Below are 24,682 nucleotides of genomic sequence, written 5' to 3'. Positions count from 1 at the left end.
AGAGGGGCGCCGCCCCTCTCCAGACCTCACCCCGCCAAATGCCAGGGGGCATTTGGAATGCCGGTTCCTGGCGCCTGGCACCGAGGAACATCTGCTTCGTCGCCGCGCGTTTCGTGCGCGAGGCCGGGTCTCGGACTGATCTCCACAGCCACGCAATAGGCCAAAGCCCCGCGGTCCAGGGGCCCGCAGGCCCCTGGTGGGGTGAGGTTCGGAGAGGGGCAAGGCCCCCTCTCCGAGGCGCCCTACTCCGCCGCGCTGTCCATCACCGCCGCATGCCGGCTCGCCGGCCGCGCCAACCCCAGATTGTCCCGCAGCGTCGTCCCTTCATACGCCCGCCGCACCAGCCCGCGCTCCTGCAGAATCGGCACGACCTGGTCGACGAAGGCATCGAACTGCCCCGGGAAGAACGGCGGCATCAGGTTGAAGCCATCTGCCGCACCCTCGCGGAACCACTGCTCCATCGTGTCCGCCACCTGCCCCGCGCTGCCGACCACCATCAGATGGCCGCGCGCGGCGGCGACGCGATAGCACAGGTCGCGCAACGTCAGCCCCTCGCGCCGCGCCGTGTCCAGCAGCAGTCTCGCCCGGCTTTTCAGGTGGTCGCTCTCGGGCAGGTCCGGCACCGGGCCATCGAGGTCGAAGCCCGACATGTCCGTCCCCAGCCGGTCGGACAGCACGGTATTGGCCTGCTTCATGTCGAGGGTGCGGTTCAGCTCGGCGAACAGCGCGCGCGCCTCGGCCTCATCGCGCCCGATGATCGGCATGAAGCCGGGCATGATCTTCAGCTCGTCCTCGCGCCGGCCGTGCTGGGCGAGTTGCGACTTCAGGCGGCGATAGAAATCGCGCGCATCGTCCAAGCTGTTCTGGGCGGTGAACACCACCTCGGCCGTGCGTGCCGCCAGCGCCTGGCCGGGCGCGGAACTGCCCGCCTGGATGATGACGGGATGGCCCTGCGGGCAGCGCGGCAGGTTCAGCCCGCCGGTGACGGTGAAGTACTGGCCGTGGAAGTCCGGCACGTGCAGCGATCCGGGACGCACGAAGGTGCCGCGCTCCTTGTCCATCACGAAGGCGTCGTCGTCCCAGGAATCCCACAATTGCAGGCAGGCTTCGACGAACTCGTCGGCAATCGCGTAGCGGTCGGCGTGCGACGGGTGCTCGCGGCCGAACACCTTGCCGTTCTTGGGATAGGAGGAGGTCACCACGTTCCAGGCCGACCGCCCGCCGGACAGGTGGTCGAGCGACGCGAAGGCGCGCGCGACGTGATAGGGCTCGGAATAGGTGGTCGATGCGGTGGCGGCGAGGCCGAGATGCGTCGTGTGGGCCGAGAGCACCGAGAGCAGCGTCAGCGGCTCGAACTTGCCGATCGAGGAGGGGTGTTCGGCGTAGCCGGTGGCAAAATTGTCGGCGAGGAAGAACATGTCGAACTTGCCGCGCTCCGCGGTCGCGGCGATGTGGCGCATCAGCGCGATGTCCGGCCCGCCCGGAATGGCGTCCGGGTGGCGCCAGCCGGCCACGTGATGCCCGGCCGCCTGGACGAAGACGCCAAGCCGCATCTGCCCGTCCGAATGTCCTGCGCCCATCGTCGTGGCTCCTCTCATTCCCCGAAAGGAAGGCGCCCGCCGGGTAGTTGCGTCAAGCCGCTGCCGCGCCCGAACGGCCGCGGCAGCGAGGTCGCAGGCTTCGGTTGACGCCACCCGGCACCGCTGCCCACTCTCGGCGACAATTCAGGGGAGGACGGCCATGGCCGGCAGGCTGGCAGGCAAGCGCGCGCTGGTGACGGCGGCGGCGCAGGGCATCGGGCGCGCGGCCGCATTGGCCATGGCAGCGGAAGGGGCCACGGTGATCGCCACCGACCGCGACGCCGCCAAGGTCGGCCAGCTCGGGGCGCGCGGCATCATGCACCTGCCGCTCGACATGCTGGACGATGCGGCGGTGGACCGCGTGGCCAAGGAAGCCGGCCCGATCGACGTGCTGTTCAATTGCGCGGGCTTCGTGCACCAGAACACCATCCTGACCTGCACCGACGAGGACTGGGATTTCGGCTTCGGGCTGAATGTGCGCGCCATGTGGAAGATGGCGCGCGCCGTGCTGCCCGGCATGATCGAGCGCCGGCATGGCGCCATCGTGAACATGTCCTCGGCCTGTTCCTCGGTGAAGGGTGCGCCGAACCGCTTCCTGTACGGCACCACCAAGGCGGCGGTGATCGGGCTGACAAAATCCATCGCGACCGAGTACGTGACGCAGGGAATCCGCTGCAACTGCCTGTGCCCCGGCACGGTGGACACACCATCATTGCACGACCGTATCGCCGACAATGCCGCCGCCGCCGGGTCCGTGGAAGCGGCGCACGCCGCCTTCGTCGCGCGCCAGGCGATGGGCCGGCTCGCCACCGCCGAGGAGATCGCCGCGCTGGTGGTCTATCTCGCGGCGCCCGAGAGCACCTTCGTCACCGGCCAGGCCATCGTCATCGACGGCGGCTGGACGCTGTAGCTTCCGGCTGCACAGTTTCATTGTGAGTTTGGATTGTTTCGGGACAGCATGTGGCCCTGCGTCCCCGGCGGGCGGGCGGCGCGCGCCCTCCATCCAATGGAAATGCTGCCATGTCGGACGCTCAGCAATTCACCGGGATGCTCAAGCCTGGCGACATCATGGTCAAATACAACGACCATAGCGCGATCAACAGCATCATCGCCTTCGGCCAGTTCTTCGGCCGCGGCAGTTCCCAGTTCACCCACGCCGGTCTTTGCGCTTCGCCCACCCATATCATCGAGATGGATGGCGACGGCCTGCAATTGCACGACCTAACCGCCGAGAACTCGCATTACAGCTATCGTGTCTATCGGTGCGTCATCGACGGCGTGGGCGCCGGTGCGGCCGCGGCGGGTGAGATGATGCTCGCGGCCTTCCAGGCCGGCGCCACCAACCTGACCTACAGCCTCGGACAGGCCGCCGCCTCGGTCTGGAAGAGTTCAGCGGTGCCCAATGGCGACATCGCGAACGACATGCTCGAGAAGCTGCTGGCCGGCGGCGACGCCTTCTTCTGTTCCGGCCATGTCGTGCTGTGCTACCAGATGGCGTGTTCCCAGTTGACGGGACAGCAAAACTTCCCGTTCTCGGATGCGGGCGGCCTGTTCAGCCTGGAACAGACCTGCTACCAGCCGGCCTTCCTCGAAAGGAAGTTGTCCGAGAGCACGGACTTCTTCTGGAAGCGCGGCGAATTCACCGGCGCAAGCTGGACCGGGCCGTGAGACTTCGTTCGACCTCCAACGCCGGCGCCCGTATCCGCGGGCCTGGCTTTCGCGCCCTGCGGGGGTGGTCTGGCGACGATTGACGGTCGGGGCGCGGTCGTGCGTCGGGCAGCCGGAGCGCCGCCTGGCCGCGACCCGAAGGATCGGACGCGCCACCATTGACGGGTCCCGCATCGCGGGGACATGACTGCACCGGGAGCGATGCGGCACACGGCCGTCGCCCGCGAAGGCAGGAAGATACGAACATGAAGCTGCTGCGCTACGGCCCCCCGGGCCAGGAGAAGCCCGGTCTGCTCGATGCGGACGGTGCGATCCGCGACCTTTCCGGCATCATCGCCGATCTGTCCGGCGAGGCGCTCTCCCCGGCCGGGCTCGCGAAGCTTGCCGCCCTCGACCCCGCCTCGCTGCCCAGGGTTGCGGGCAGCCCGCGCCTCGGCCCGCCTGTCGCGGGCATGAAGAACCTGGTCTGCATCGGCCTCAACTACGCCGACCACGCCGCCGAGACGGGTTCGCCGATCCCCAAGGAGCCGATCGTCTTCCTGAAGTCGCTCAATGCGCTGTCCGGGCCGAACGACGACGTCGTCATCCCGCGCAACAGCGTGAAGACCGACTGGGAAGTCGAGCTCTGCATCATCATCGGCACGCGCGCGAAGTATGTGTCCGAGGAGAATGCGCTCGACCACGTCGCCGGCTATGCGGTCGGCAATGACGTATCCGAGCGCGAATGGCAGGCCGAGCGCGGCGGCGCCTGGGACAAGGGCAAGGGCTTCGACACCTTCGGCCCGCTCGGCCCCTGGCTGGTCACCAAGGATGAGGTGCCGGACCCGCAGAACCTGGCGATGTTCACCGACGTGGACGGCGTGCGCCAGCAGGACGGTTCGACGCGGACGATGATCTTCGGCGTGAAGCAGGTGATCGCCTATGTCAGCCAGTGCATCACGTTGAACCCGGGCGACGTCATCTTCACCGGCACGCCGCCGGGCGTGGGGCTGGGCAAGAAGCCGACGCCGGTCTTCCTCAAGGCCGGCCAGGTGATGAAGCTCGGCATCGCCGGGCTTGGCGAGCAGCAGCAGAAGCTGGTGGCGTCGTCGTGAGGCGCGCGGCACTGCTGGCCTTCGTCCTGCTCGCACCGGGGGCGGCGATCGCGCAGCAGCGCGCGCCGCAGCCGCCGCGGCAGGAGGAGTTGCCCCAGCAGGTGGAACGCAACATCCGCACCTGCATCGGCACCTCGCAGGAGATGGCGCTGGTCGCGCGTTGCATGGACAGCCAGCGCGCCGTGGTCGCCCCACGGCTGGAGACGGCGGTGGAGCGCCTGCTCGCCACCCAGGCCGACCCCGCGCGCCGGGCGGGTCTGGCGGCCGTGCAGGCCGCCTGGGCCAATTATCGTGACCTGCGCTGCGACTTCGCCGGGACCAATCCCGAACGCGGCGCCGATGCGGCGGCCGACCGCGCCGCCTGCCTGCTGCAGTTCGACCTGGGGCGCACCATGGAGATCGAGCAGTTGCTCGCGCCTCCACCGGCTGCCGCGGCGCCGCAGCAGCGCCAGCAACAGCAGCGCCGCTGAGCGACGGCCCGCCCGATCGGCGGGCCGTCGCAGGATACCGTGCCTCCCGGCCGGTATCGGCGCCATCGTCGCCGCCGGGATCGAGGTCAGCGATCCCGGCGTCATCGCCGCGTTGACGGGGCCTGCTCACGGTCCCGTCCTCCAGTTTTCGTTACCCTGCCGAGCGCCCGCGGGGCTAGCCTTCCGCTGATTCCAGAGCGGAGGTCCGACCATGGTCATGTACCATCAGGGCAACCGGGACTTGCAGGACGCCTTCGGCACGCGGCGCCTGGCCGACCGGATGGAGGAGCGCATCCGCCGCACCGCCTTCACCGAGGAGGATGGGGCCTTCATCGCCTCTCTCCGCTTCTTCTTCCTGGCGACGGCGACCGCCGAGGGGCACCCGGATTGCTCCTTCAAGGGCGGCGATCCGGGTTTTGCGCGGGTGGTCGCGCCCGACCTGCTGGTGTTCCCCGACTATGACGGCAACGGGATGTTCAAGAGCCTGGGCAACCTATGCGCCAATCCCCGCATCGGCCTGCTGTTCATCGGCATGGAGGACAAGCCGCGCCGGCTGCGCGTCAACGGCACGGCGCAGGTGGTTTTGGAGGACCCGCTGCTCGGCAGCTTCGAAGGCGCGCAGGCCCTGGTGCGGGTGACGCCGGAGGACATCTTCCCCAATTGCCCGCGCAACATCCCGCGCCACCAGGTGGTGGAGGAAAGTCCCTACGTCCCCCGCTGCGGCGTCGAACGCGCGGAGCCGGCCTGGAAGTCCTTTGAGATTTTCGCGGACGTCGTGCCGCCAAGGCACGCTTGAAATAGCACGCCGCCAAGGCACGCTTGGCGCAGCGTGCCGCCGCGTCATGCCTGTGAGCGTGCCCTATGTCGCGCGGCCGTAATCCGCGAATTGCGCGGCGGCCTCGGCCAGTTCGCGCTTCTTCAGCAGCACCGGCTTCAGCCCTGACGCCAGCAGGTCGAGATATTGGCCGGCAAGGTTCTCGACCTCCAGCGCCAGGGTGAGTGCGGCGGCGAGTGTCGTCCCGCAGGCGACGACGCCGTGATTGGCCAGCAGCACCGCACGCCGGTCCGCCAGCGCGGCGACGCAGTTCCGTGCCAGGGTTTCGGTGCCGAAAGTCGCGTGCTCGGCGCAGCGGATCGGCCCGCCGGCGAGCAGCACCATGTAGTGGAAGGGCGGGATGCCGGCGCGCGCGCAGGAGAGTGCCGTGGCGCGCGGGCTATGGGTGTGAACCACAGCGCCGACCTCCGGCCTCGCCGCATAGACCGCGGCGTGCAGCCGCCATTCGGATGACGGCCGATGCGGTGCGCCAAGCGCCACGGCGCCGTCGAGGCCAACGCGCACCAGATCGGCTTCGGTCATCTGGGCATAGGGCAAGGCAGCGGGGGTGACGATGAAGCCACCGCCAACGCGGATGGAGAGATTGCCGGATTTCGACGGCATCATCCCCGCCGCATCGAGGCGCTGCGCCGCGGCGACGATCGCGGCGGTGATCATGCCAGCGCCCCGGACAGCGCCGCGGCGATCACCGCCAGCACCATGCAGCCCATTGCACCACACCAGCGAAGCAACGCCCTTCGCATATGCGGTCGCGCCGCGGCGGGCACATCGTCGGACATGATGAACCAGTCCCAGCTGTTGAACAGAAGCCGTGCCCCGCCAATGCGCACCGCCCGCCAAGCTGCGACGCAGGCGGTGATCGCCAGCGCCGCGGCTGCGGCACCCAGCATCAAGGCAAAGGCGAGGAGCGCCCCATTCACATCGTCGCACCGAGAACCCACGGCGCGAATTCCTGCGCGCCGAACCCCATCGCTTCGCTTTTCGTCGGCTCGCCGGATGCGGTGCGCAGCATCAGCTCGAAGATGCGCTGGCCGCATTGCTCCACCGTCTCCGCGCCGCTGACGATGGTGCCGCAATTGATGTCCATGTCTTCCGACAGTCGCTCATACATGGCGGCGTTGGTCGCGAGCTTGATCGACGGCGCCGGCTTCATTCCGAACACCGATCCGCGCCCGGTGGTGAAGCACACGAGGTTCGCGCCACCGGCCACCTGCCCGGTCGCCGCCACCGGGTCGTAGCCCGGCGTGTCCATGAAGACGAAGCCCTTAGCGGTGACGGGTTCGGCATAGCGGACGACATCAACCAGGTTGGTCGTGCCCGCCTTGGCCATCGCGCCGAGCGACTTCTCCAGGATCGTCGTCAGCCCGCCCGCCTTGTTGCCCGGCGACGGGTTGGCGTTCATTTCGGCACCCTCGCGCGCCGTGTAGTCCTCCCACCAATGCATCACGTCGACCAGCTTCTGGCCGACCGCCTGCGACACCGCGCGGCGCGTCAGCAGATGTTCGGCGCCATAGGTCTCGGGCGATTCCGACAGGATCACCGTGCCGCCATGCCGCACCACCAGATCCGACGCGGCACCCAACGCCGGGTTAGCGGTGATGCCCGAATACCCATCCGACCCACCACATTGAAGTGCCACGCACAACTCGCTCGCCGGCACCGGCACGCGCGTGACGGCATTGGCCTCGGCCAGCACTTCCTTCACGAAATCCATCCCCTTCAGCACGGTCGCGCGCGACCCGCCGCTGTCCTGGATATCCATCGACCGTAGGCGGCCGGTCAGCTTCTGCTCCTCCAGCATCGGGCCGAGCTGGTTGACCTCGCAGCCCAGCCCGATGGCGATGACATGGGAGAAATTGGCGTGCCGTGCGAAGCCCGCCAGCGTGCGGCGCAGCACCCGCAACGGTTCGTCCATCGTCATGCCGCAGCCGGTCTTGTGGGTCAGCGCGACGACGCCATCGACATTGCCCCAGGCTTCCAGCGGATCAGCGCCGGTGATCGGGTTGCGTTCGAACTGCCGCGCGATCAGCTCCGCCACATGGGCGGAGCAATTCACCGAGGTGACGATGCCGATGTAGTTGCGCGTCGCCACGCGCCCATCGGCGCGGCGGATGCCCATGAAGGTCGCGGGCGTATCGACATAGGCAGTCGGGTTCGCATCGACGCCCCAGGCATAGTCGCGGGAGAAGTCGCCCATCTCGCAGTTGTGGGTGTGGACCCAGGCGCCGGGTTCGATCGCATCCGTCGCGAAGCCGATGATCTGGCCGTAGCGGCGGATCGGCTCGCCCTTCGCGTGGGCGCGGACGGCCACCTTGTGGCCCGCCGGGATGCGGCGGGCGCCGACGGTGATGCCGGGCGCCACTTCGGTCCCTGGCATCAGCACGCCACGGGCGATCACCACCCCGTCCTCGGGGCTGAGACGGATCACAAGCGGCGACGTGCGGGCTTCCATCGGTTTTCCTCCCAGGACTTGCCGTGATGCTAGAGCAGATCGCCCCTCACTGGAATCAGCGAGGGGCGTGACGATGCTCGTTCAACCAAAAGCGCAAAGCGGTGCGCGTCCATGCTCCCGCTGGTCGGACCCCGTCAGGCGCCGCGTCGGATCATCCCGCGACAGTGGTGCGGAACATCAGCCGTTGATGCCGTTCATGGTGGAACAGCGTGGCGGTGTGCAGGGTGGACAGGTTGTCCCACACGACCAGGTCGCCCGCCCGCCATTGATGGCGATAGACGTAGCGGCCAGCCGCCGCATGGGCCATCACCTCGGCGATCAGCGCATGGCCTTCGTCGGGCGGCAGGCCTTCGACATGGCTGATGACCGCCGGGCAGATGAACAGGGAGGGGCGCCCCGTCACCGGGTGTCGCCGCACCAGCGGCTGGGTTACCGGCGGGAAGCGGCGGCGTGCTTCCTCCGACAGTGGCGGCTTGCCCGGCGTGTGGCGGCGGTTCCACTCGGACAGGGTGTTGAGATCATGCACCGCGCTCAGCCAGGCGATGCGCGCCCGCAGCGTCGGCGGCAATTCGGCATAGGCCGTCACCGCATCGAGCAGCCAGGTCTCGCCGCCCTCTGGCGGGCAGATCACGCCGTAGAACAGGGAACAGGCGCTGGGCGTGTCGCGGAAGCTGCTGTCGGCATGCCATTGCTCGACGCCGGTCGAGAAATTCGCCCGCATCCGGTCGTCGGCGTAGTTGCCGACGCAGAAGATCTCGGGGTGATCCGGATGGGTATGGGCCGAGGCCGAATGCATCTCCAGCGTGCCGAGGCGCCGGCTGAAGGCGACGAGGGCGGCCGGGTCGTTCGGCACGTTGCGCAGCAACAGGACGCCGTGGCGGTGCAGCGCAGCGCGGAAGGCGTCAACCTCCGCCTCCGGCAAGTCGCCGGCGAGCTGGAAATCATGCAGTTCCGCCCCGAAGGTCGCGCCGAGCGGGCGCGTATCGAGGGCGGCGGGATGCTGGGCAAGGCCGGCGCGCATGGCGGCTTCTCCGGGTATGGCTGCGCAGGCCGGCAACGGGCGTGATTGGGCGCCAAGCAGCGCCGCAGGCACCATGCCAGCGGATCGCGCGGCCCGCCACCCTTGCCGAGGCGGCGGAATGCGCCCAACTTGGCAGCGGACACCTTGGGGAGCCTCGTCCGGAGGCTGAGAGGCGGGCTTCACCCGCGACCCATGGAACCTGATCCGGTTCGGACCGGTGTAGGGAACGGTGCCACCCGTTCGTCCGCGCGTTCGCGCCGCCCAAGGCGGCCACGCGCGGTCGCGCGCGGAGACCCCCTTCCCTTCCCGGCCATGGAGGGAATGACGCATGCACCGCCGCTCATTGCTGGCCAGCGCCACCATCGCCGCCATCGGCGCGCCCCTCGCGCGCCCGGCCGCGGCCCAGGCCACCCGGGCACGCACCCTGCGCTTCATGCCGCAGGCGGCGCTGTCGGTGCTCGACCCGATCTTCAATCCGACAACGATCGTCACCACGCATGGCTATTGCGTGTTCGACACCCTGTATGGCGCCGACCGCGCGCTGCACCCGCAGCCGCAGATGGCGCAGGGGCATGAGGTCTCGGCCGATGGCCTGACCTGGACCATCCGCCTGCGCGAAGGCCTGGCCTTCCATGATGGCGAACCGGTGCGCGCGAAGGACTGCGTCGGCTCGATCCGCCGCTGGGCGGTGCGCGACGCCTTCGGCCAGGTGATGATGGGCGCGGTCGCCGAGATCGTCGCGACCGATGACCGCACCATCACCTTCCGCCTGACACGGCCCTTCCCGGCGCTGCTAGATGCGCTGGCCAAGCCCGCGGCATCGCCCTGCTTCATGATGCCCGAGCGCACGGCCAATACGCCGCCCGACCGGCCGATAACCGACATGACAGGCTCCGGCCCCTGGAAGTTCGTCGCCGACGAGTTCGTGCAGGGCAGCAAGGCCGTCTATCTGAAGAACGAACGCTACATCCCGCGCAGCGAAGCTGCCGACGCCGCGGCCGGCGGCAAGGTGGTGAATTTCGACCGGCTGGAGCTGGTCTGGATCCCCGATGGCGGCACCGCCGTTGCCGCCCTGCGCACCGGGGAGATCGACTGGATCGAATACCCGCTGCCCGACTTGGTGCCAGTGATGCAGCGCGAACGCGGCATCACCACCCAGGTTTATGACCCCAACGGCTTCCTCGGCTTTCTGCGCTTCAACGCGCTGCATCCGCCGTTCAACGACGTGCGCGTCCGCCGTGCCATCCGCGACGTGCTGGTGCAGTCGGATTTCATGTCCGCCGTCGCGCTGGAAGGCGACTGGCGCGAATGCCGCGCCGTTTTCCCCTGCGGCCTGCCCGGCGTGACCGAATTCCCGCCCGCCCCGCGCGGCGAGGCCGCGATGGACCACGCCCGCGCTGCGCTGCGCGAAGCCGGCTACAACGGTGAGCCGATCGTCCACATCAACCCGACGGATTTCGCGGCGGTGACGATGCAGGGGCGCGTCACCGCCGACCTGATGCGCCGGCTCGGCGTGAACATCCAGCTGGTGGAAAGCGACTGGGCCACCACCATCGCCCGGCGCGCCAACAGGAACCCGCCGGCGCAGGGCGGGTGGAACCTGCACAACACGAACTTCCCTTCGGCCGGCATCGCCAACCCGGCGCTGTCGCCCATCATCCGTATGCATGGCGAACGCGCCTGGTTCGGCTGGCCACTCGATGCCGGGGTGGAGGAACAGGTGCAGGCCTGGATCGAAGCGCCAAGCGCAGATGCCCAGGCGGCAGCGATGCAGCGGCTGCAGGTGCTGGCCTGGGACGCGGTGCCCTTCGCGCCGACCGGACTGTTCCGGCTGCGCACGGCGTTCCGGTCGGACCTGTCCGGCGTGCTGCAGGGGCCGAACCCCTTCGTGTGGAATTTGAAGCGGGCGTGACCCGCAAGCCCGCCAACAGCCGGCCGAGAGCGCAACTCCCGCGACGATCGGCACCAGGCGGGCGCGGCTGGTTATTACCTCCCCTGCGGGGAGGACAGTGCCGTGCCGACACGCGACGTTCGCCAGCGCGTTACTGCTCCATGGCCTCGCGTCGCAGCGGCCGAAAGAAGGCGCGGACTTCCTCCGCCAGGGGACCAGGCTGCTCCAGCGCAGCGAAATGGCCCCCGCGCGGCATGACGGTCCAGCGGCGCATGTCGGTGTAGGTGCGCGCCGCGAGCGTGCGCGGCGGCCGCAGGATCTCGCGCGGGAACTGGCAATATCCCATCGGCACGTCGACCGTGCCCGGGATCGGCCAGGGACCGTGCATGCGCGCGAAATACGGATGGAACGACGCGCCGATGCAGCCGGTGAACCAGTACAGCGCGATATTCGCCAGCATCCGGTCGCGGTTGATCGCGCTGTCGGGCGTGCCGTCATTGTCCGTCCATTGGCGGAACTTCTCGACGATCCAGGCGGCGAGGCCCGCGGGACTGTCCATCAGCCCATAGGCCAGGGTTTGCGGCCGCGTGCCCTGGATCCACTGGTAGCCGGTCTCCTCCTTCAGGAACTCGGTCAGTTCGCCGAGGTAGCGGCGCTCCTCCGCCGTCGGGTTCTCCAGCATCGCGGGATCGCGGCGCACGGCGAGCAGGTTGATGTGGATGCCGAGCAGCTTTTCCGCATGCACGGCGCCAAGCCGCGAGGAGACGAAGGCGCCCCAATCGCCGCCCTGCGCGGCGAAGCGGGGATACCCCAGCACCTCCGTCATCAGGTCGGCGAGCGCGTCGGCGATTGCCTCGATGCCGAAGCGCTTCTGCCCCGGGTGGAAGGACAGGCCATAGCCAGGCAGGGAGGGTGCGACGACGGTGAAGGCATCCGCCGGATCACCGCCGAAGCGCGACGGCTGCGTCAGGCGCGGGATCAGGTCGAGGAACTCGAAGACCGAACCGGGCCAGCCATGCGAGAGCAGCAGCGGCATCGGCGCCGGCCCCTCGCCCGGGACATGCAGGAAATGCACATCGATGCCGTGCAGCGGCACGCGGAACTGCGGGAAGGCGTTCAGCGCCGCTTCCTGCGCGCGCCAGTCGAACCCATCCCGCCAATGCGCGAGCAGGTCGCGCAGGTAGTTGACATCGGTGCCGTAGGTCCAAGGCGGTTCCGGCACCTGGTCCGGCAGCCGCGTGCGCGACAGGCGGTCGCGCAGATCGGCCAGCGCGGCGTCGGGGATATGCAGGGCAAAGGGTTCAGGGTTCGGCACCGCGCTGTCCTCCCGGCATTGCGCGCGGGCAGGATGAAGCATGTCGCGGCCGTCGTGAAATCCGCTCAGCGGGAGGTGGCGCCGCCGCGTGGGCGTGAAGCATTGCTCCGGCGGTGCCACGGAAAGGGGCTTTGCCCCTCTCCGAACCTCACCCCGCCAAAGGCCTAAGGCCTTTGGAAACCGTTACTTGGCGCTGGCGGCGCGGTCCCGCGCGCCGTGCCGCATGGCGGCACGGCCATTGTGGTCGCACGGGGCAGGACGCGCCCTCGCAAGCGAGGGAACACCCCGATGCCCGATGCCAAAAGACCGCATTCCAAAGGGCCGTAGCCCTTTGGTGGGGTGGTCTGGAGGGGCAATGCCCCTCCATCGCGGCTGCGGCGGGGCGCCCCCCGTCGTCAGCAGCCGCCGGGCACCGGCTCCAGCTTCACCATCCGGCCATCGACGGCGAATTCGCGGAAATCCATCAGCATCTGGTCCGCCACGCCATTCTCCCAATACCGCAGGGAGACTTCATAGGACGGCGTCGTCGCGCCGCCGCCCTGCTGCTGCGCCTCACGGTCGAAGAAGGCGATGCGCATGCGGACCGAACCCATCGGCGACAGCAGCGGGAATTCCGGCACGTCGCGCGGGCCGTCCCAGGCGGACAGCACCGTCGTGGTATCCTGCGGCCCGTCGGAGGAGGTGCCGTCGAACAGCGGCGCCACTAGCAGGCGCTGCCCGTTGCGCGCCGCGTTCAGCGTGATGATGGTGTGGGCGTTGGGCAGCAGGGTGCCGGCCGCCAGCCGCTCCTCCTTCACCTCGGGCTCGGTGTAGCGGATCACGCCGGTCCCATCGGCGTTCAGCTCCGCTTCACCGGCGATGCGCTGGGTCACCGCGCCCTGCGTCAACTGGGTCAGGGTGAAGCGCAGGCGGCGGCCATCCTTGGTCTCGAATGTGGAGTAGTCGGAGGCGGTCTCGATCTCCGTGCCCTCGCGGTCGGTCAGCGTCAGGGTGAAGCGCTGCCGCGTCGCCCAGCCGTCGCAGGCATCGACCAGCTCATAGATCATGCCGCCATTGGCCGAGGCGATGTTTCCCTGGTCGCGCTGCGGCGCCAGCGTCAGCCGATAGGCGGCGCGATGGGCAAGCAGGTGCCGGACCTCGAGCGGCCGGCCCAGCGGCACCGGGGGTTCCGCCGCCGCGGCAGGCGGCGGTGCCGGCGTGACCGGCGCCTGGGCGTCGGCGGCGGGCATCCCAAGCAGCGTGCCGAGAACGAGGGCGGTGGTGATCGTCAGCCGCATCGCGGGCTCCTGCTGCGGGGTCAGTCCGTCAACTTAGGCAGTCTTGCTGCCCGGTGCACCCTTTGCCGGCGGAAGATCAAGCTTGATGTGAAGTTCCTTGAGCCGTGCGGCGGGCACTTCCGCGGGGGCCTGCATCATCAGGTCCTCACCCTGCTGGTTCAGCGGGAACAGGATGACCTCGCGGATGTTCGGCTCATCGGCCAGCAGCATGACGATACGGTCGATGCCGGGCGCGGAGCCGCCATGCGGCGGTGCGCCGTAGCGGAAGGCGTTGAGCATGCCGCCGAAGCGGTCCTCGACATCCTGGGCAGTGTAGCCGGCGATCTCGAAGGCGCGGATCATGATGTCGGGGCGGTGGTTGCGGATCGCGCCGGAGGAGAGTTCGATGCCGTTGCAGACGATGTCGTACTGGAACGCCTTGATCTCCAGCGGGTCCATCGTGTTCAGCGCCTCCAGCCCGCCCTGCGGCATGCTGAAGGGGTTGTGGCTGAAGTCGATCTGCTTGGTGTCCTCGTTCAGCTCATACATCGGGAAGTCGACGATCCAGCAGAAGCGGAATTCGTCCTTGGCGATCAGGCCGAGTTCCTCGCCAAGGCGCGTGCGCACCTTGCCGGAGAATTTCGGCGCCTCGTCCTTCTTGCCCGCGGCGAAGAAGACGGCGTCGCCGGGGTTCAGGCGGCAGGCGATGCGGATGGCTTCCACGCGGTCGGCTTCGAGGTTCTTGGCGATCGGGCCCTTCGCGCCATCGCTGGCGAACTGGATATAGCCCAGGCCGCCCGCACCTTCGGCCCGCGCCCAGTCGTTCAGCTTGTCGAAGAAGCCGCGCGGCTTGTCCGCCGCACCCGGCGCCGGCACCGCCCGGATGATGCCGCCCGAGGCCGCGATCTTGGCGAACAGGCCGAAGCTCGACCCAGCGAAGTGGTCGGTCACGTCGGTGATCTTGATCGGGTTGCGCAGGTCCGGCTTGTCGGACCCGTATTCCAGCATCGCGGCGTCATAGGCGATGCGCGGGAAGGGCGCGCCATGGACCTTTCGCGTGCCCGCGAATTCCTCGAAGACGCCGGCGATGACGGGCTCGATGGCGGCGAAGACGTCTTCCTGGGTGACGAAGCTCATCTCGAAGTCGAGCTGGTAGAATTCGCCCGGCGAGCGATCGGCGCGGGAGGCCTCGTCGCGGAAGCAGGGCGCGATCTGGAAATACCGGTCGAAGCCCGCGACCATCGCCAATTGCTTGAACTGCTGCGGCGCCTGCGGCAGGGCGTAGAACTTGCCCGGATGATTGCGGCTCGGCACCAGGAAGTCGCGCGCGCCTTCGGGGGAGGATGCGGTCAGGATCGGCGTCTGGAACTCGGTGAAGCCCTGGTCGATCATGCGGCGGCGGATGGAGGCGATGACCCCCGCGCGCAGCAGGATGTTCTGCTTCTGCTTCTCCCGCCGCAGGTCGAGGAAGCGGTATCGCAGCCGCAGGTCTTCCGGGAATTCCTGCTCGCCGGCGACCTGGATGGGCAGCACTTCGGCATGGGACTGCACCGCGATCTCATGCACCTGGATCTCGACTTCGCCGGTCGGCAGCTTGTCGTTGATCGTGCCGGGTTCGCGCAGCACCACCTTGCCGGTCACGGTGATCACGCTTTCGGGGCGCGCGGCCTCGGCGGCCTCGAACACGATCGAACCGGAGGGGAAGACGCATTGCGTCAGGCCGAAACGGTCGCGCAGGTCGATGAACAGCAGCCCGCCATGGTCGCGCTTGCGATGCACCCAGCCGGAAAGCCGAACGGTCTGGCCGGCGTCGGAGGCGCGCAACGCGGCGCAGGTATGGGTGCGATAGGCGTGCATGGGGAACAACCGTGTTGCTGCGGTGGGAAGCCGCGCAAAGGGACCGACCGGCCGCGCCGTGTCAAGCGTCGGGCCGGCGGCCGGTCCTCGCAGGCGGCGCCTCAGGCGCTGGCCGCGTCCAGTTCCGCCATATCCGCCGTCGACAGCGCCAAATCCGCCGCCCCGGCCAGTTCCGCGAGCTGTTCCGGGCTGGTCGCACTGGCGATCGGCGCGGTGATCCCCGGCCGGGCGATCTGCCAGCCCAATGCCACCGCCGCCTGGCTCGCCCCATGTCGCGCCGCCACCGCATCCACCGCCGCCAGAACGGCCATGCCCTTGTCGGTCATGTGCTTGGCGACCGAACGTTCCCCACGCACGCTTTTGCCGAGATCCGCGCTGGTCCGGTACTTGCCAGTCAGGAACCCCGACGCCAGCGCCGAATAGGTGATGATTCCCACCTCCTCCGCCTTGCACAGCGGCAGCAGGTCGGCCTCGATGCCGCGATCCATCAGGTTGTAGACCGGCTGGTGGCTTTCGAAGCGCGGCAGGCCGTGCGCGGCGGACAGGTCCAGCGCCGCCTTCAGCCGCGCGGCGGTGTAGTTGGACGACCCGATGGCGCGGACCTTCCCGGCCTTGATCAGCGTCTGGAAGGCGCCGAGCGTATCGGCCAGCGGCGTCGCCTCGTCATCCTTGTGCGCCTGGTACAGGTCGATCCGCTCGATCCCGAGCCGTTTCAGCGAATCCTCGCACGACTTCGCGATCCAGGCCGGCGCGAGGCCCTTGCCCTGCCCCGGCATCTCCATGCCGCATTTGGTCAGGATCAGCACCTTGTCCCGCGCGCCGGGGCGAGCCTTCAGCCAGGCACCGATTACCGCTTCCGATTCGCCGCCCTTATGACCGGACACCCAGGCGGAATAGACATCCGCCGTGTCGATCGCGACCAGGCCGCGTTCCAGGCAGGCATCCAGCAAGCGGAAGGACATCGCCTGGTCCGCCGTCCAGCCGAAGACATTGCCGCCGAACACCACCACCGGCACCGACAACCCCGAACGCCCGAGCGCGCGCATCTGCATGGCATGACCCTCCGTGACCGGCCGCCAAGATGCGCCGCGGGCGGCGGCCCGGCCAGACCCTCCCGAGGCTTCGTCTTTCCCTGGCCGGCCGCGGGGTCTAAACGTGCCCCGATGAGTCGCCGCCCCGCTGCCGCCGATACCGGCGAATCCGCCCCCGCCCTGATCACCGAGACCGAAGCCCTGGCCGCGTTGTGCGCGCGCCTGCGGCAGGAACGCTTCGTGACGGTCGATACCGAATTCATGCGGGAACGGACCTATTGGCCCGAGCTCTGCCTGGTGCAGCTCGCCGGCGACAACGAGGTTGCCGAGGTCGATGCCCTGGCCCCCGGCCTCGACCTCGCCCCGCTCGGCGAATTGCTGGCCGATCCCAACGTGGTGAAGGTGTTCCATGCCGCCCGCCAGGACGTCGAGATCTTCCTGCTGAAATTCGACGCCGTGCCGACGCCGCTGTTCGACACCCAGATCGCCGCCATGGTCGCGGGCTTCGGCGACCAGGTGTCCTATGACGGGCTGTGCCGGTCGCTCGCGGGCGTGCAGATCGACAAGGCTCACCGCTTCTCCGACTGGTCGGCGCGGCCGCTCTCCCCCGCGCAGCTCGCCTATGCGGCAGCCGACGTGACGCATCTGCGCAAGATCTACACCGCGCTCGACGCCCGGCTGCGCCGCGAAGGCCGCCTCGCCTGGGTGGGCGAGGAAATGGCAGCGCTCGCCGACCCCGCGACCTACCGCCAGGACCCCGAGACCGCCTGGGAGAAGCTGCGCCCACGCACGGGCAACCGGCGCTTCCTCGGCGTGCTGCAGGCCGTCACCGCTTGGCGGGAACGCGAGGCGCAGCGCATCAACATCCCCCGCCAGCGCCTGGTGAAGGACGAGACGCTGCTGGAGATCGCCGCCACGACGCCGGCGACCGTCGCCGACCTCGCCCGCGCCCGCGGCATCTCGGAAGGCTTCGCCAAGGGGCGGTCGGGGGCCGGGCTGCTCGCCGCCGTGCAGGCTGGCCGGGAAATACCGGACGAGGCCCTGCCCGAGGCTCCCAAGGACCGTGCCGGGCCGCCTGCCTCCCCTGCCCTGGTCGCGCTGCTCAAGGTGCTGCTCGCGGCCAAGAGCGAGGAGCACAACGTCGCGCCGAAGCTTCTGGCCAGCAGCGACGATCTCGACCGGTTGGCCAGTGGCGACGGCGCCGAGGTGCCCGCCATGCATGGCTGGCGGCGCGAAGTGTTCGGGGACGCGGCGCTGGCCCTGAAGACGGGCCGGCTGGCGCTGGGCGTGGATGGGAAGCGGGTGAAGCTGATCCCGGCAGCGTAAGGGGCGAAGCCCCTCCCAACCGCTACAACGGCGCTCCCGCCCGTAGCGCCGCCCGCAGGACCTCTGCTCTCGCATCCTCCAGCCCGGCATGGGCCGGCGAGAAGAAGCGCGGGTCCGGCGTGAAGACCAGGTACGCCATGGCCTCGTTCATCATGACTTCCTCGAGCGCGGGGTCGTAGCCTTCGCGGGCCAGGAAAGCCCGGAAGCGGGCGCGCTCGCCCTCGGTGAAGACCTCTCGCCAGACCCGGGCGACATGGGCGGCGAAGGCGGGGTTGGTGAAGAAATGCCCGTGGCCGAGTTCATGGTGCAGGATCGCCTGCCGCATCGATTCATCGACGCGACCTTCGATGCCGGGGACCGAGACAAAGGCAAATTCGGCCTCCGCCGGCACCAGGGAGCGGATGTGCAGGACCTGCCGGCGCAGCCACTCCTCCTCCGCCGTGAGGGCGACGCGGTCGCGCGCGGCCAACGCGAAGAAACGCTCGAGGTCCCGGCCGCGGTAGTTGTGCCCGTAGTAGTAGGTTGCCGGCGTTTCCCCGCTGCGCGTGATGGCGGTGGCGAGTTCGGCATCGGTCAGCACCCGGTCGCGCGGCGCCCCGGCCTTCTCGACCAGGGCGGCGACGCGGTTCAGCGCCGAGGCCTGCAGATCGAGCCCAGGGAAATCGGCGACGAAGACGCGGGGGTTTTCAGCCAGGCGGAACAGTGTCGGCTCGGTGGCGCGATGCCCGCGGATCGCATCCTCGGAGGCGAGTATTGGTCCGGGTAAGGTCGGCGGCACGCCGGGGACCGGCCGGACGATCGGCGCGGGCGGCGGCGCGATCGCGACGGTATCGGGCTTGGCGGGTGGCTCGGACGGTCCGGATTCAAGCCAGAACCAGGCGCCCGCGCCGACCCCGGCGATCAGCAGCAGCAGGCCTGCCGCCGCGACCAGCGCGACCGGCGGCCGCCGGCCCGCCGGAGCGGCGGGCGGCGGTGGCGCCGGTGCGGCTTGGCCGGGACGTTCGAGGCGTACCGTCGCGTCCGGGTCGACCACGAAGGGGGTCGTCAGGAGCCGATATTGACCACCTGCACGCGACGATTGCGTGCGTTGGAGGTCTGCGGCGGCGTCGGCACCAGCAGTTGCGTTTCACCAAGGCCGACCGCGACCAGCCTGTCCGGGGTGACGCCGAACTTCGCAATCAGGTATTCCCGCACCGCCGCCGCGCGGCGTTCCGACAAGGCCTGGTTGGAGGCGGCATCACCGACCGTGTCGGTATGACCCTCGATGCGGAAGCGGAAGCCAGCGAGATCCTGCGACGACAGCGCGCGGCCAAGCGGTGCCAGGGCGCGTTCGGCATCCGGCGTCAGCATCGACGACCCGGAGGCGAAGGAGACGGTGATCGAGGCCGAGGGGGCATCCGCCGTCGTCTCGCGCACAGGGGCGCGCGCGGCGGCGGGGACCGGGCGCGACGTTGCGGTGGTCGGGTTGGCGCTCGGCGCACCGGGTCCGGCGACCGAGGGCGCCGGCGCGGCAGCGGGCGGCTGCCCGTAGACCGGCGCGGGCTGCACCGGGGCGGGTGCGGCCGGTGCGGCCTCCACATTGCCAGGCACGCGGATGCCGCGGGTCTGGCCGCCGGCCTGCGGGCGCAGCCGTTCGATAAGCTGCAGCGCAGCCGGATCGGACTGCGCCTGGACGCCGGGGGCAGCCGTGACGAAAGCCAGCGCGGCGGCGCCGGCAAGAAGCAGCGAACGGGTCATGATTGGCCCTCCTTGGATACGACCATGAGTAGCATGTGTAGCGTCGCCGTGCATCCGAAGCGGTTCACACCAGCCCCATGCCGCGCCAGGCGGCCAGGCGCAGCCCCAGCAGGCGCTCGATCGCCACCTTCGCATTGGCCAGCGCCTCCGGCGGCATGTCGGGCGGGATCAGCTGCGCCGCGATGGCATCGGGGTCGGGCGGAACCCCCCTCTGCAGCTGCACGACCACCGCCAGATCCGAAGGCGACCCCGCGATGGCGCTGCCGAGAGCAGGCACCACGGCGCCCAGCACCGCACCGCCGGCCCCGGGCTCGCCGGCGAGGCTGGTGACCAGCGTCTCGTTCGATCGCGCGGCGCGGGCGGCGGCGACAGGGTCGCGCGTGATCGGCCGCCACAGCGGATGCGCCGCGTTGCTCTCGACCAGCATCAGCCCGATTTCCGCCAGGGTGAGGTCGCCGAGGCCAGGCAGCGCCGCCAATTCGCCAAGGGTACGCGGCCCATCAGCCAGGGCACGGCCCAGGATCGCCTGGTGCTCATCCTTCAGAGTCGCTTCGCCGGAGGAGGTGTTGACGGACGTATCGAGCAGTTCGGCCGCCATGCCGAGAACGACGGGTATGTCGGCCAGCGCGGTCCGGGCCGCCGGACGCCGGCCGCGCACGAAGATGTCGGCGCGGAAACGGCGCTGCAGGAACATGTCCGTCATCGTCTCGCGATGAATGCCGGCCGGCGCGTTCTCGATCACCTGGCGCTGTGCCGGGGTGAGTTGCAACTCGGGCATGCTGCGCGACGGGTTGGCGCTGCCGCCGTATTCAAGCCGCGCCGGAACCAGGGCCCGGGCCAGGTCCGCGTGATAGGCCGGCCGCCAGAACGAGGTCAGCCACTCATGCACCATGTAGGAGGGCGACCGACGCGACGAATCGAGGATGTGCTTGAGCACATGCTCGTTCGGCAGGTTATAGGCGCCGGCTTCCTTCATCGACGCGATGATCTCGATCGCCGCGGCGCCGCGTTCGAAGGGCGTGCCGCGGGGGTCGCGGCAGGCCTCGTCGATCAGGCGCTGCATCACCACCGAGTCGGAGAAACCGGGCAGCGCGTTGTAGCCCATCAGCACGATGCCGCCGGGCTTCAGCCGGCTTTTCAGCAGGCGGACGATGCCGTCGCGCACCGCGTCGGGCACCCAGGTCCACACGCCCCAGCAGATCACGATGTCGATCTCGGGCAGCCCGGTGGCGAAATCCGCCGCCTCCAACTCGGCGACGTCCATCTCCAGGAAGCGGATGTTGTCGATGCCGGCAGCCGCGGCACCTTCCTGCGCTTCGACGATATGCACCGGCTGGAGGTCGAGGCCGATCACATCCCAGCCCGGATTCGCCGCCGCCAACAGCCGTGCGGTCACGCCGCGTCCGCAGCCGATGTCGAGCACCGTCATCCGGTCGCGGTCGGCCGGTTCCCAATGCACACCGGCCAGCGCCAGGTCGAAATGCAGCCGTGCGGGGGACGCCTCCGACTGGAAGGCGGTGACGTAGCGGATGTCGGCCGCGCCGTAGCGCGACTTGGCGTCACTCATTTGCTTGTCCCTCAAACGCCGGGCGCCGCCCATCCGGGCGGCTTGGCTTGCGCGCCCTGCGCTGGTGCTTTGGCGGCGGCTGATGGTCTGGGCGCGGTCGCGCTGTGCGCTCCCGGATCGCGGCTTGGCCGCGATCCGCTGTTTCCGGTTGGAAGGGCGCGCCCCATGTCGTGATGCGGTCCGCCCGGCTTGGCTTGCGCGCCCTGCGCTGGTGCGTTGGCGGCGGCTGATAGTCTGGGCGCGGTCGCGCTGCGCGCTCCCGGATCGCGGCTAGGCCGCGATCCGCTGTTTGCGGTTGGAAGGGCGCGCCCCAAGTCGTGATGCGGCCCGCCCGGCTTGGCTTGCGCGCCCTGCGCTGGTGCTTTGGCGGCGGCTGATGGTCTGGGCGCGGTCGCGCTGTGCGCTCCCGGGTCGCGGCTTGGCCGCGATCCGCTGTTTCCGGTTGGAAGGGCGCGCCCCATGTCATGATGCGGTCCGCCCGGCTTGGCTTGCGCGCCCTGCGCTGGTGCGTTGGCGGCGGCTGATAGTCTGGGCACGGTCGCGCTGCGCGCTCCCGGATCGCGGCATGGCCGCGATCCGCCGTTTTCGCCGGGTGGCTTGCGCCCCACGCAACAGCGCCGTCCGCGCGCATCGGCGGGGCGGCGGTCACACCACCTCCCGCGGTTCGAACAGCGCGTCGCGGGCATCCCCGCGGCGCGCCTTCGACGATCCCATCCAGGAGGTCCAGCCGAGCCGTGCCGTGCTGCCGAGCGAACCCGCCGGGACATCGTCCTTGCGCAGGACCAGATTCACGGCGAAGGCCGTATCGGGTCCGACGAACAGGCGTGCCAACTGCGTCACGCGCAGCCAGGTGGGCGTGCCGGGCAGCAGCGAATCGAAGGCGGCACGGTCGAGCGGCCCGAAGCGGATGATCAGCCTCGCCTGCGGGTCCCACACCTGCGCCCCGGCGGTGGTCGACACACCCAGCGCGCAATGCTGCGGCGCGCCGCGGCCCTTGGGCATGCGGGTGCGTTCTTCCTCGGGCAGGCGGATGTAGCCGCCGGCGAATTCCTCGATCTCGACGCGCAGGCCGGTCTCGGCTTCCAGCATGGCGCGCAGGCGCTCGGCGCTGCGCGTGCGGGCGGCGAGGTTGCCGGCATGGAACAGCAACGCCGCCTGCGGGATGCGGGTCCGGACCTCGAGATGCGGCGTGCCCATGCCGATGGCGGCCGAGAGCACGCGCGCGGCCGGTTCAGGATTGCGGGTCGGGCGGTACTTGGCGCCGGCCTTGCTGTGCAGCCCGCTGACGCGACGGCCCAGCATGTCGAGGAAGGCATGCAGCGCGAGCGAGCGCTTGCGCTGCTCGGCGGCGACCTGGGCGGTGTGATGGCGCGGGAGCACACCGCCGGCCCCGACCAGGCCGAAGGTGCCAAGCGTGAGCTCGCCCTGTTCCGGCTTCGCCGCGATCACCGCGCCGGACGGCATGGCCAGGCGCGCCGCGCTGCGCAGCACCAGCGACTCGGGTTCATCCAGCGGCAGGCCGGCGGCGCGAAGCGTGACGCCGGTGGCCTGGTCGAGGTCGAAACGCGCCGGTTCGCGCTTCAATCGGTCGATCGGCGTGAGCGGGGCCAGCACCGGCGATGGGGGCGGTTCGGGCGGCGGGCGCGTCTCGGCCACCGCCTCGGGTGTCGCGACCGACAGGGTGGCGATGTCCAGGACGGGTTCAGGCGCGGCCTCGGCGGGTGGGGCGGCGGCGTCAGGCGGGGTCGGGCCGCTCACAGAAGGGTCCGCGTCCCGCTGCGCGGAGCGAAGCGTGCCGCGATGCCCGGCCGGCCGCGCAGCGCGATCATGGTGCGGGAGAAGGCGTTGACCGAGACCTGCAGCGCCAGGAAGCGTTCGAGCACCTGGGCCAGTGGATAAAGCCCCGCTGCCTGCCATGCCTGCGGGTCGAAGGTGAGCGTGACGTCCAGGCCACGCGCGAAGGCGCCAGCCCGCCCGCCGGGCAGGCGCGCCACGCCGGGGCGCGTATCGACGGCGACGATGGCGGCCAGCGCGGCGCGCGTCTCGGCGGTGTCGCGCTGGTCGTGCAGGCGCAGGATCTCGCGCAGCGCCGCCGCGCCGCCTTCCCCGCCCGTCACCGACAAGTGGTTGAGCGCGAGGTGGGAGATCAGCCGCCAGGCGCCGCGATCATTCAGCTTCGGGCGGAGCGTCGGCGTCGGCGGGGAGATGCAGTCCACCGCCGAGACTGGCGAGCCGCCCTGGGCCACGCGCAGCCGCGGCTGGCCGGCGCCGAAGGGCAGCAGCGCCGGCAGGTCACGGTTGCAGCACATGGCTTCGACGGTCAGCACGCCCTCGGCGGCCAGGGCAGGGTCGAATTCGGTGTCGCGCAGCTCGATCCAGGTCTGGGTACCGGTGACCGGTGGCGTCGCGCCCCGGCGGAAGGTCACGAAGTTGACGTCGGCAGTCAGCGCCTGGTCGGTCTCGGCCCGTCCGACCCGGTAGAAGGGCAGCACGGTGCGCCTGCGGCCGTCGGCGCGGCTCTCACGCACGGTGTCGACGGCGTAGATCTCGAGCGCGCCGGGGCGGCGTGCATCGGGCACCACCATCCATTCGGATTGGGTGCCATCGAGCGCGATCGGCTCGCAGCGCTGCGGAAACAGGTTGATCGCGGGCGTGCAGGCCAGCGCCACGTTCTCCACACCGACCGAGCGTTCCAGTTCGGGCATCGCGCGCGACAGATAGACGAAGATGTCGAGCTTGTCGGATTCCTGGAGCAGCGTCCGCGCATCCAGCCCTTCGAGGTCGAGGTAGAGGAACTTCTCCGGGAAGGCGAACCACTCGGTCAGCATCCGGTAGCCGGCGAAGGACCGGTTCGGCCAGGGCAGCGCGGCTTCCTCGGCGGTGAATCCGCCGGGCTTCAGCGCATCCGCGTCGAGCAGCGTCGGGCGTGGATCGGCCGGGCTGTCGGCGAGCGCGATGCCAAGCGTGGAGGTGCAGAGCAGTTCGTGGAGCAGCGAACCTTGCGCGCCCACGCCGCGCAGATGCAGCCGCAGCTTGTCCAGCCCCAGCTTGGCGAAGCTCACTTCCGGATTGGCCGTGCGCAGCGTGATGCGCAGCACCGCCAGCGCGCCCTGCACCCGGTTGTTCGCCGGCGCGGTGATCGGCAGGCCCGACAGGCGGAAGGCTTCCACCACCACCGGCCAGACGGTGACGTCATGGCAGGTGCTGAAGCGGACCGGCTCGCCGCGCACCGGCTCGGTTTCCACCATCAGGCCGCGCGGCACGCGCGTCGGGCCGGCCGCATCCGGCGGCGCGGCAAGCTTCAGCGTCGTCATCGACGGCACCGGCGCCAGCAGGTGCGGCGCCAGCATCTCAAGCAGCGTCTCGCTGAATTCCGGCAGCTCGTCGTCCAGCCGCTGCTGCACCCGTGCGGCGATGAAGGCGACGCCTTCGAGCAGGCGCTCGACATAGGGGTCGTCCACCGCCTCGGCGGTGACGCGCAGGCGGGCGGCGACCTTCGGATAGGCATCGGCGAACTCGCCGGCCAGCTTGCGGATCGCGCGCAGCTCGCGATTGTAATACGGAAGCAGCGATTCAGACATC

At 69.8% G+C, this 24,682-nt stretch carries 21 protein-coding genes and 1 riboswitch; of the genes, 7 read left to right on the top strand and 14 right to left on the bottom strand.

The window, feature by feature from the left end; translation table 11 throughout:
• Positions 1 to 242: 242 nt before the first annotated feature.
• Complete coding sequence (locus AAFN86_RS16585) at positions 243 to 1,580, bottom strand: LLM class flavin-dependent oxidoreductase (protein ID WP_347544470.1); 1,338 nt, start codon at positions 1,578 to 1,580, stop codon at positions 243 to 245.
• 160 nt (positions 1,581 to 1,740) lie between these two features.
• Between AAFN86_RS16585 and AAFN86_RS16580 the strand changes: the two genes are divergently transcribed.
• From AAFN86_RS16580 to AAFN86_RS16560, 5 genes are all read left to right on the top strand, one after another.
• Entirely contained in the window at positions 1,741 to 2,490 is a 750-nt protein-coding gene (locus AAFN86_RS16580) for an SDR family oxidoreductase (protein ID WP_347544469.1), read from the top strand.
• A 110-nt stretch (positions 2,491 to 2,600) separates the two neighbouring features.
• Positions 2,601 to 3,248 (top strand): hypothetical protein, encoded by a 648-nt coding sequence (locus AAFN86_RS16575; protein ID WP_347544468.1) that lies wholly within the window; start codon positions 2,601 to 2,603, stop codon positions 3,246 to 3,248.
• A gap of 245 nt (positions 3,249 to 3,493) precedes the next feature.
• Positions 3,494 to 4,342, top strand: coding sequence for a fumarylacetoacetate hydrolase family protein (locus tag AAFN86_RS16570; RefSeq protein WP_347544467.1), 849 nt, complete (start codon positions 3,494 to 3,496; stop codon positions 4,340 to 4,342).
• The gene (locus AAFN86_RS16565) at positions 4,339 to 4,812 is read left to right on the top strand and encodes a lysozyme inhibitor LprI family protein (protein WP_347544466.1); all 474 of its coding nucleotides are present in this window, start codon (positions 4,339 to 4,341) and stop codon (positions 4,810 to 4,812) included. Before AAFN86_RS16570 ends, AAFN86_RS16565 begins: the two co-directional genes overlap by 4 nt.
• 211 nt (positions 4,813 to 5,023) lie before the next feature.
• Complete coding sequence (locus AAFN86_RS16560; protein WP_347544465.1) at positions 5,024 to 5,608, top strand: pyridoxamine 5'-phosphate oxidase family protein; 585 nt, start codon at positions 5,024 to 5,026, stop codon at positions 5,606 to 5,608.
• 63 nt (positions 5,609 to 5,671) lie between these two features.
• Here AAFN86_RS16560 and AAFN86_RS16555 read toward each other — a convergent pair whose 3' ends face one another.
• The 4 genes from AAFN86_RS16555 to AAFN86_RS16540 form a co-directional block, all read right to left on the bottom strand.
• Positions 5,672 to 6,304: a class II aldolase/adducin family protein gene (locus AAFN86_RS16555; RefSeq protein ID WP_347544464.1), complete on the bottom strand. Its 633-nt coding sequence runs from the start codon at positions 6,302 to 6,304 to the stop codon at positions 5,672 to 5,674.
• Entirely contained in the window at positions 6,301 to 6,567 is a 267-nt protein-coding gene (locus AAFN86_RS16550; RefSeq protein WP_347544463.1) for a hypothetical protein, read from the bottom strand. Before AAFN86_RS16550 ends, AAFN86_RS16555 begins: the two co-directional genes overlap by 4 nt.
• A complete protein-coding gene (locus AAFN86_RS16545; protein WP_347544462.1) occupies positions 6,564 to 8,099 on the bottom strand; it encodes an altronate dehydratase family protein in 1,536 nt (511 codons plus the stop codon). Before AAFN86_RS16545 ends, AAFN86_RS16550 begins: the two co-directional genes overlap by 4 nt.
• A gap of 151 nt (positions 8,100 to 8,250) precedes the next feature.
• Positions 8,251 to 9,120 (bottom strand): TauD/TfdA family dioxygenase, encoded by an 870-nt coding sequence (locus tag AAFN86_RS16540; protein WP_347544461.1) that lies wholly within the window; start codon positions 9,118 to 9,120, stop codon positions 8,251 to 8,253.
• Positions 9,121 to 9,255: 135 nt separating this feature from the next.
• Positions 9,256 to 9,364: riboswitch (TPP riboswitch) on the top strand.
• 84 nt (positions 9,365 to 9,448) lie between these two features.
• On the opposite strand from AAFN86_RS16540, the gene AAFN86_RS16535 reads away from it, so the two are divergent.
• Positions 9,449 to 11,032 (top strand): ABC transporter substrate-binding protein, encoded by a 1,584-nt coding sequence (locus AAFN86_RS16535; protein WP_347544460.1) that lies wholly within the window; start codon positions 9,449 to 9,451, stop codon positions 11,030 to 11,032.
• 130 nt (positions 11,033 to 11,162) lie between these two features.
• Here AAFN86_RS16535 and AAFN86_RS16530 read toward each other — a convergent pair whose 3' ends face one another.
• From AAFN86_RS16530 to AAFN86_RS16515, 4 genes are all read right to left on the bottom strand, one after another.
• Positions 11,163 to 12,368, bottom strand: a complete 1,206-nt coding sequence (locus AAFN86_RS16530) for an epoxide hydrolase family protein (protein WP_347544459.1) — start codon at positions 12,366 to 12,368, stop codon at positions 11,163 to 11,165.
• A gap of 353 nt (positions 12,369 to 12,721) precedes the next feature.
• Entirely contained in the window at positions 12,722 to 13,603 is an 882-nt protein-coding gene (locus AAFN86_RS16525; protein WP_347544458.1) for an EipB family protein, read from the bottom strand.
• Between the two features lie 33 nt (positions 13,604 to 13,636).
• Positions 13,637 to 15,439: an aspartate--tRNA ligase gene (gene aspS / locus AAFN86_RS16520; protein ID WP_347544457.1), complete on the bottom strand. Its 1,803-nt coding sequence runs from the start codon at positions 15,437 to 15,439 to the stop codon at positions 13,637 to 13,639.
• Between the two features lie 101 nt (positions 15,440 to 15,540).
• On the bottom strand, positions 15,541 to 16,491 hold the full coding sequence (locus AAFN86_RS16515; RefSeq protein WP_347544456.1) for an aldo/keto reductase: 951 nt from the start codon (positions 16,489 to 16,491) through the stop codon (positions 15,541 to 15,543).
• A gap of 111 nt (positions 16,492 to 16,602) precedes the next feature.
• On the opposite strand from AAFN86_RS16515, the gene rnd reads away from it, so the two are divergent.
• Positions 16,603 to 17,796, top strand: a complete 1,194-nt coding sequence (gene rnd / locus AAFN86_RS16510; RefSeq protein WP_347544455.1) for a ribonuclease D — start codon at positions 16,603 to 16,605, stop codon at positions 17,794 to 17,796.
• Positions 17,797 to 17,818: 22 nt separating this feature from the next.
• Here the strand turns inward: rnd and AAFN86_RS16505 are convergent, their stop codons facing one another.
• The 5 genes from AAFN86_RS16505 to tssF form a co-directional block, all read right to left on the bottom strand.
• On the bottom strand, positions 17,819 to 18,829 hold the full coding sequence (locus tag AAFN86_RS16505; RefSeq protein WP_347544454.1) for a hypothetical protein: 1,011 nt from the start codon (positions 18,827 to 18,829) through the stop codon (positions 17,819 to 17,821).
• A gap of 11 nt (positions 18,830 to 18,840) precedes the next feature.
• Complete coding sequence (locus AAFN86_RS16500) at positions 18,841 to 19,533, bottom strand: OmpA family protein (RefSeq protein WP_347544453.1); 693 nt, start codon at positions 19,531 to 19,533, stop codon at positions 18,841 to 18,843.
• A gap of 64 nt (positions 19,534 to 19,597) precedes the next feature.
• Positions 19,598 to 21,100, bottom strand: coding sequence for a class I SAM-dependent methyltransferase (locus tag AAFN86_RS16495; RefSeq protein WP_347544452.1), 1,503 nt, complete (start codon positions 21,098 to 21,100; stop codon positions 19,598 to 19,600).
• A 645-nt stretch (positions 21,101 to 21,745) separates the two neighbouring features.
• Positions 21,746 to 22,858: a type VI secretion system baseplate subunit TssG gene (gene tssG, locus AAFN86_RS16490; RefSeq protein WP_347544451.1), complete on the bottom strand. Its 1,113-nt coding sequence runs from the start codon at positions 22,856 to 22,858 to the stop codon at positions 21,746 to 21,748.
• Positions 22,855 to 24,681 (bottom strand): type VI secretion system baseplate subunit TssF, encoded by a 1,827-nt coding sequence (gene tssF, locus AAFN86_RS16485; protein ID WP_347544450.1) that lies wholly within the window; start codon positions 24,679 to 24,681, stop codon positions 22,855 to 22,857. The genes tssG and tssF overlap by 4 nt, the downstream gene beginning before the upstream one ends.
• Between the last annotated feature and the right edge of the window lies 1 nt (position 24,682).

The sequence above is a fragment of the Roseomonas sp. CAU 1739 genome (assembly GCF_039839775.1).
GTDB lineage: Bacteria > Pseudomonadota > Alphaproteobacteria > Acetobacterales > Acetobacteraceae > Neoroseomonas.
Note: the sequence above shows the minus strand (reverse complement) of the source record. Positions and strands in the feature narration are given on the sequence as shown.

Bases quoted from the DNA above. Each gene is read 5' to 3' on its own strand.
- tssF (WP_347544450.1), bottom strand. From the start codon at position 24,681: ATGTCTGAATCGCTGCTTCCGTATTACAATCGCGAGCTGCGCGCGATC.
- rnd (WP_347544455.1), top strand. From the start codon at position 16,603: ATGAGTCGCCGCCCCGCTGCCGCCGATACCGGCGAATCCGCCCCCGCC.
- AAFN86_RS16575 (WP_347544468.1), top strand. From the start codon at position 2,601: ATGTCGGACGCTCAGCAATTCACCGGGATGCTCAAGCCTGGCGACATC.
- AAFN86_RS16555 (WP_347544464.1), bottom strand. From the start codon at position 6,304: ATGATCACCGCCGCGATCGTCGCCGCGGCGCAGCGCCTCGATGCGGCG.
- AAFN86_RS16580 (WP_347544469.1), top strand. From the start codon at position 1,741: ATGGCCGGCAGGCTGGCAGGCAAGCGCGCGCTGGTGACGGCGGCGGCG.
- AAFN86_RS16570 (WP_347544467.1), top strand. From the start codon at position 3,494: ATGAAGCTGCTGCGCTACGGCCCCCCGGGCCAGGAGAAGCCCGGTCTG.
- AAFN86_RS16560 (WP_347544465.1), top strand. From the start codon at position 5,024: ATGGTCATGTACCATCAGGGCAACCGGGACTTGCAGGACGCCTTCGGC.
- AAFN86_RS16535 (WP_347544460.1), top strand. From the start codon at position 9,449: ATGCACCGCCGCTCATTGCTGGCCAGCGCCACCATCGCCGCCATCGGC.
- AAFN86_RS16495 (WP_347544452.1), bottom strand. From the start codon at position 21,100: ATGAGTGACGCCAAGTCGCGCTACGGCGCGGCCGACATCCGCTACGTC.
- AAFN86_RS16585 (WP_347544470.1), bottom strand. From the start codon at position 1,580: ATGGGCGCAGGACATTCGGACGGGCAGATGCGGCTTGGCGTCTTCGTC.
- AAFN86_RS16525 (WP_347544458.1), bottom strand. From the start codon at position 13,603: ATGCGGCTGACGATCACCACCGCCCTCGTTCTCGGCACGCTGCTTGGG.
- AAFN86_RS16500 (WP_347544453.1), bottom strand. From the start codon at position 19,533: ATGACCCGTTCGCTGCTTCTTGCCGGCGCCGCCGCGCTGGCTTTCGTC.
- aspS (WP_347544457.1), bottom strand. From the start codon at position 15,439: ATGCACGCCTATCGCACCCATACCTGCGCCGCGTTGCGCGCCTCCGAC.
- AAFN86_RS16515 (WP_347544456.1), bottom strand. From the start codon at position 16,491: ATGCAGATGCGCGCGCTCGGGCGTTCGGGGTTGTCGGTGCCGGTGGTG.
- AAFN86_RS16540 (WP_347544461.1), bottom strand. From the start codon at position 9,120: ATGCGCGCCGGCCTTGCCCAGCATCCCGCCGCCCTCGATACGCGCCCG.
- AAFN86_RS16545 (WP_347544462.1), bottom strand. From the start codon at position 8,099: ATGGAAGCCCGCACGTCGCCGCTTGTGATCCGTCTCAGCCCCGAGGAC.
- AAFN86_RS16530 (WP_347544459.1), bottom strand. From the start codon at position 12,368: ATGCTTCATCCTGCCCGCGCGCAATGCCGGGAGGACAGCGCGGTGCCG.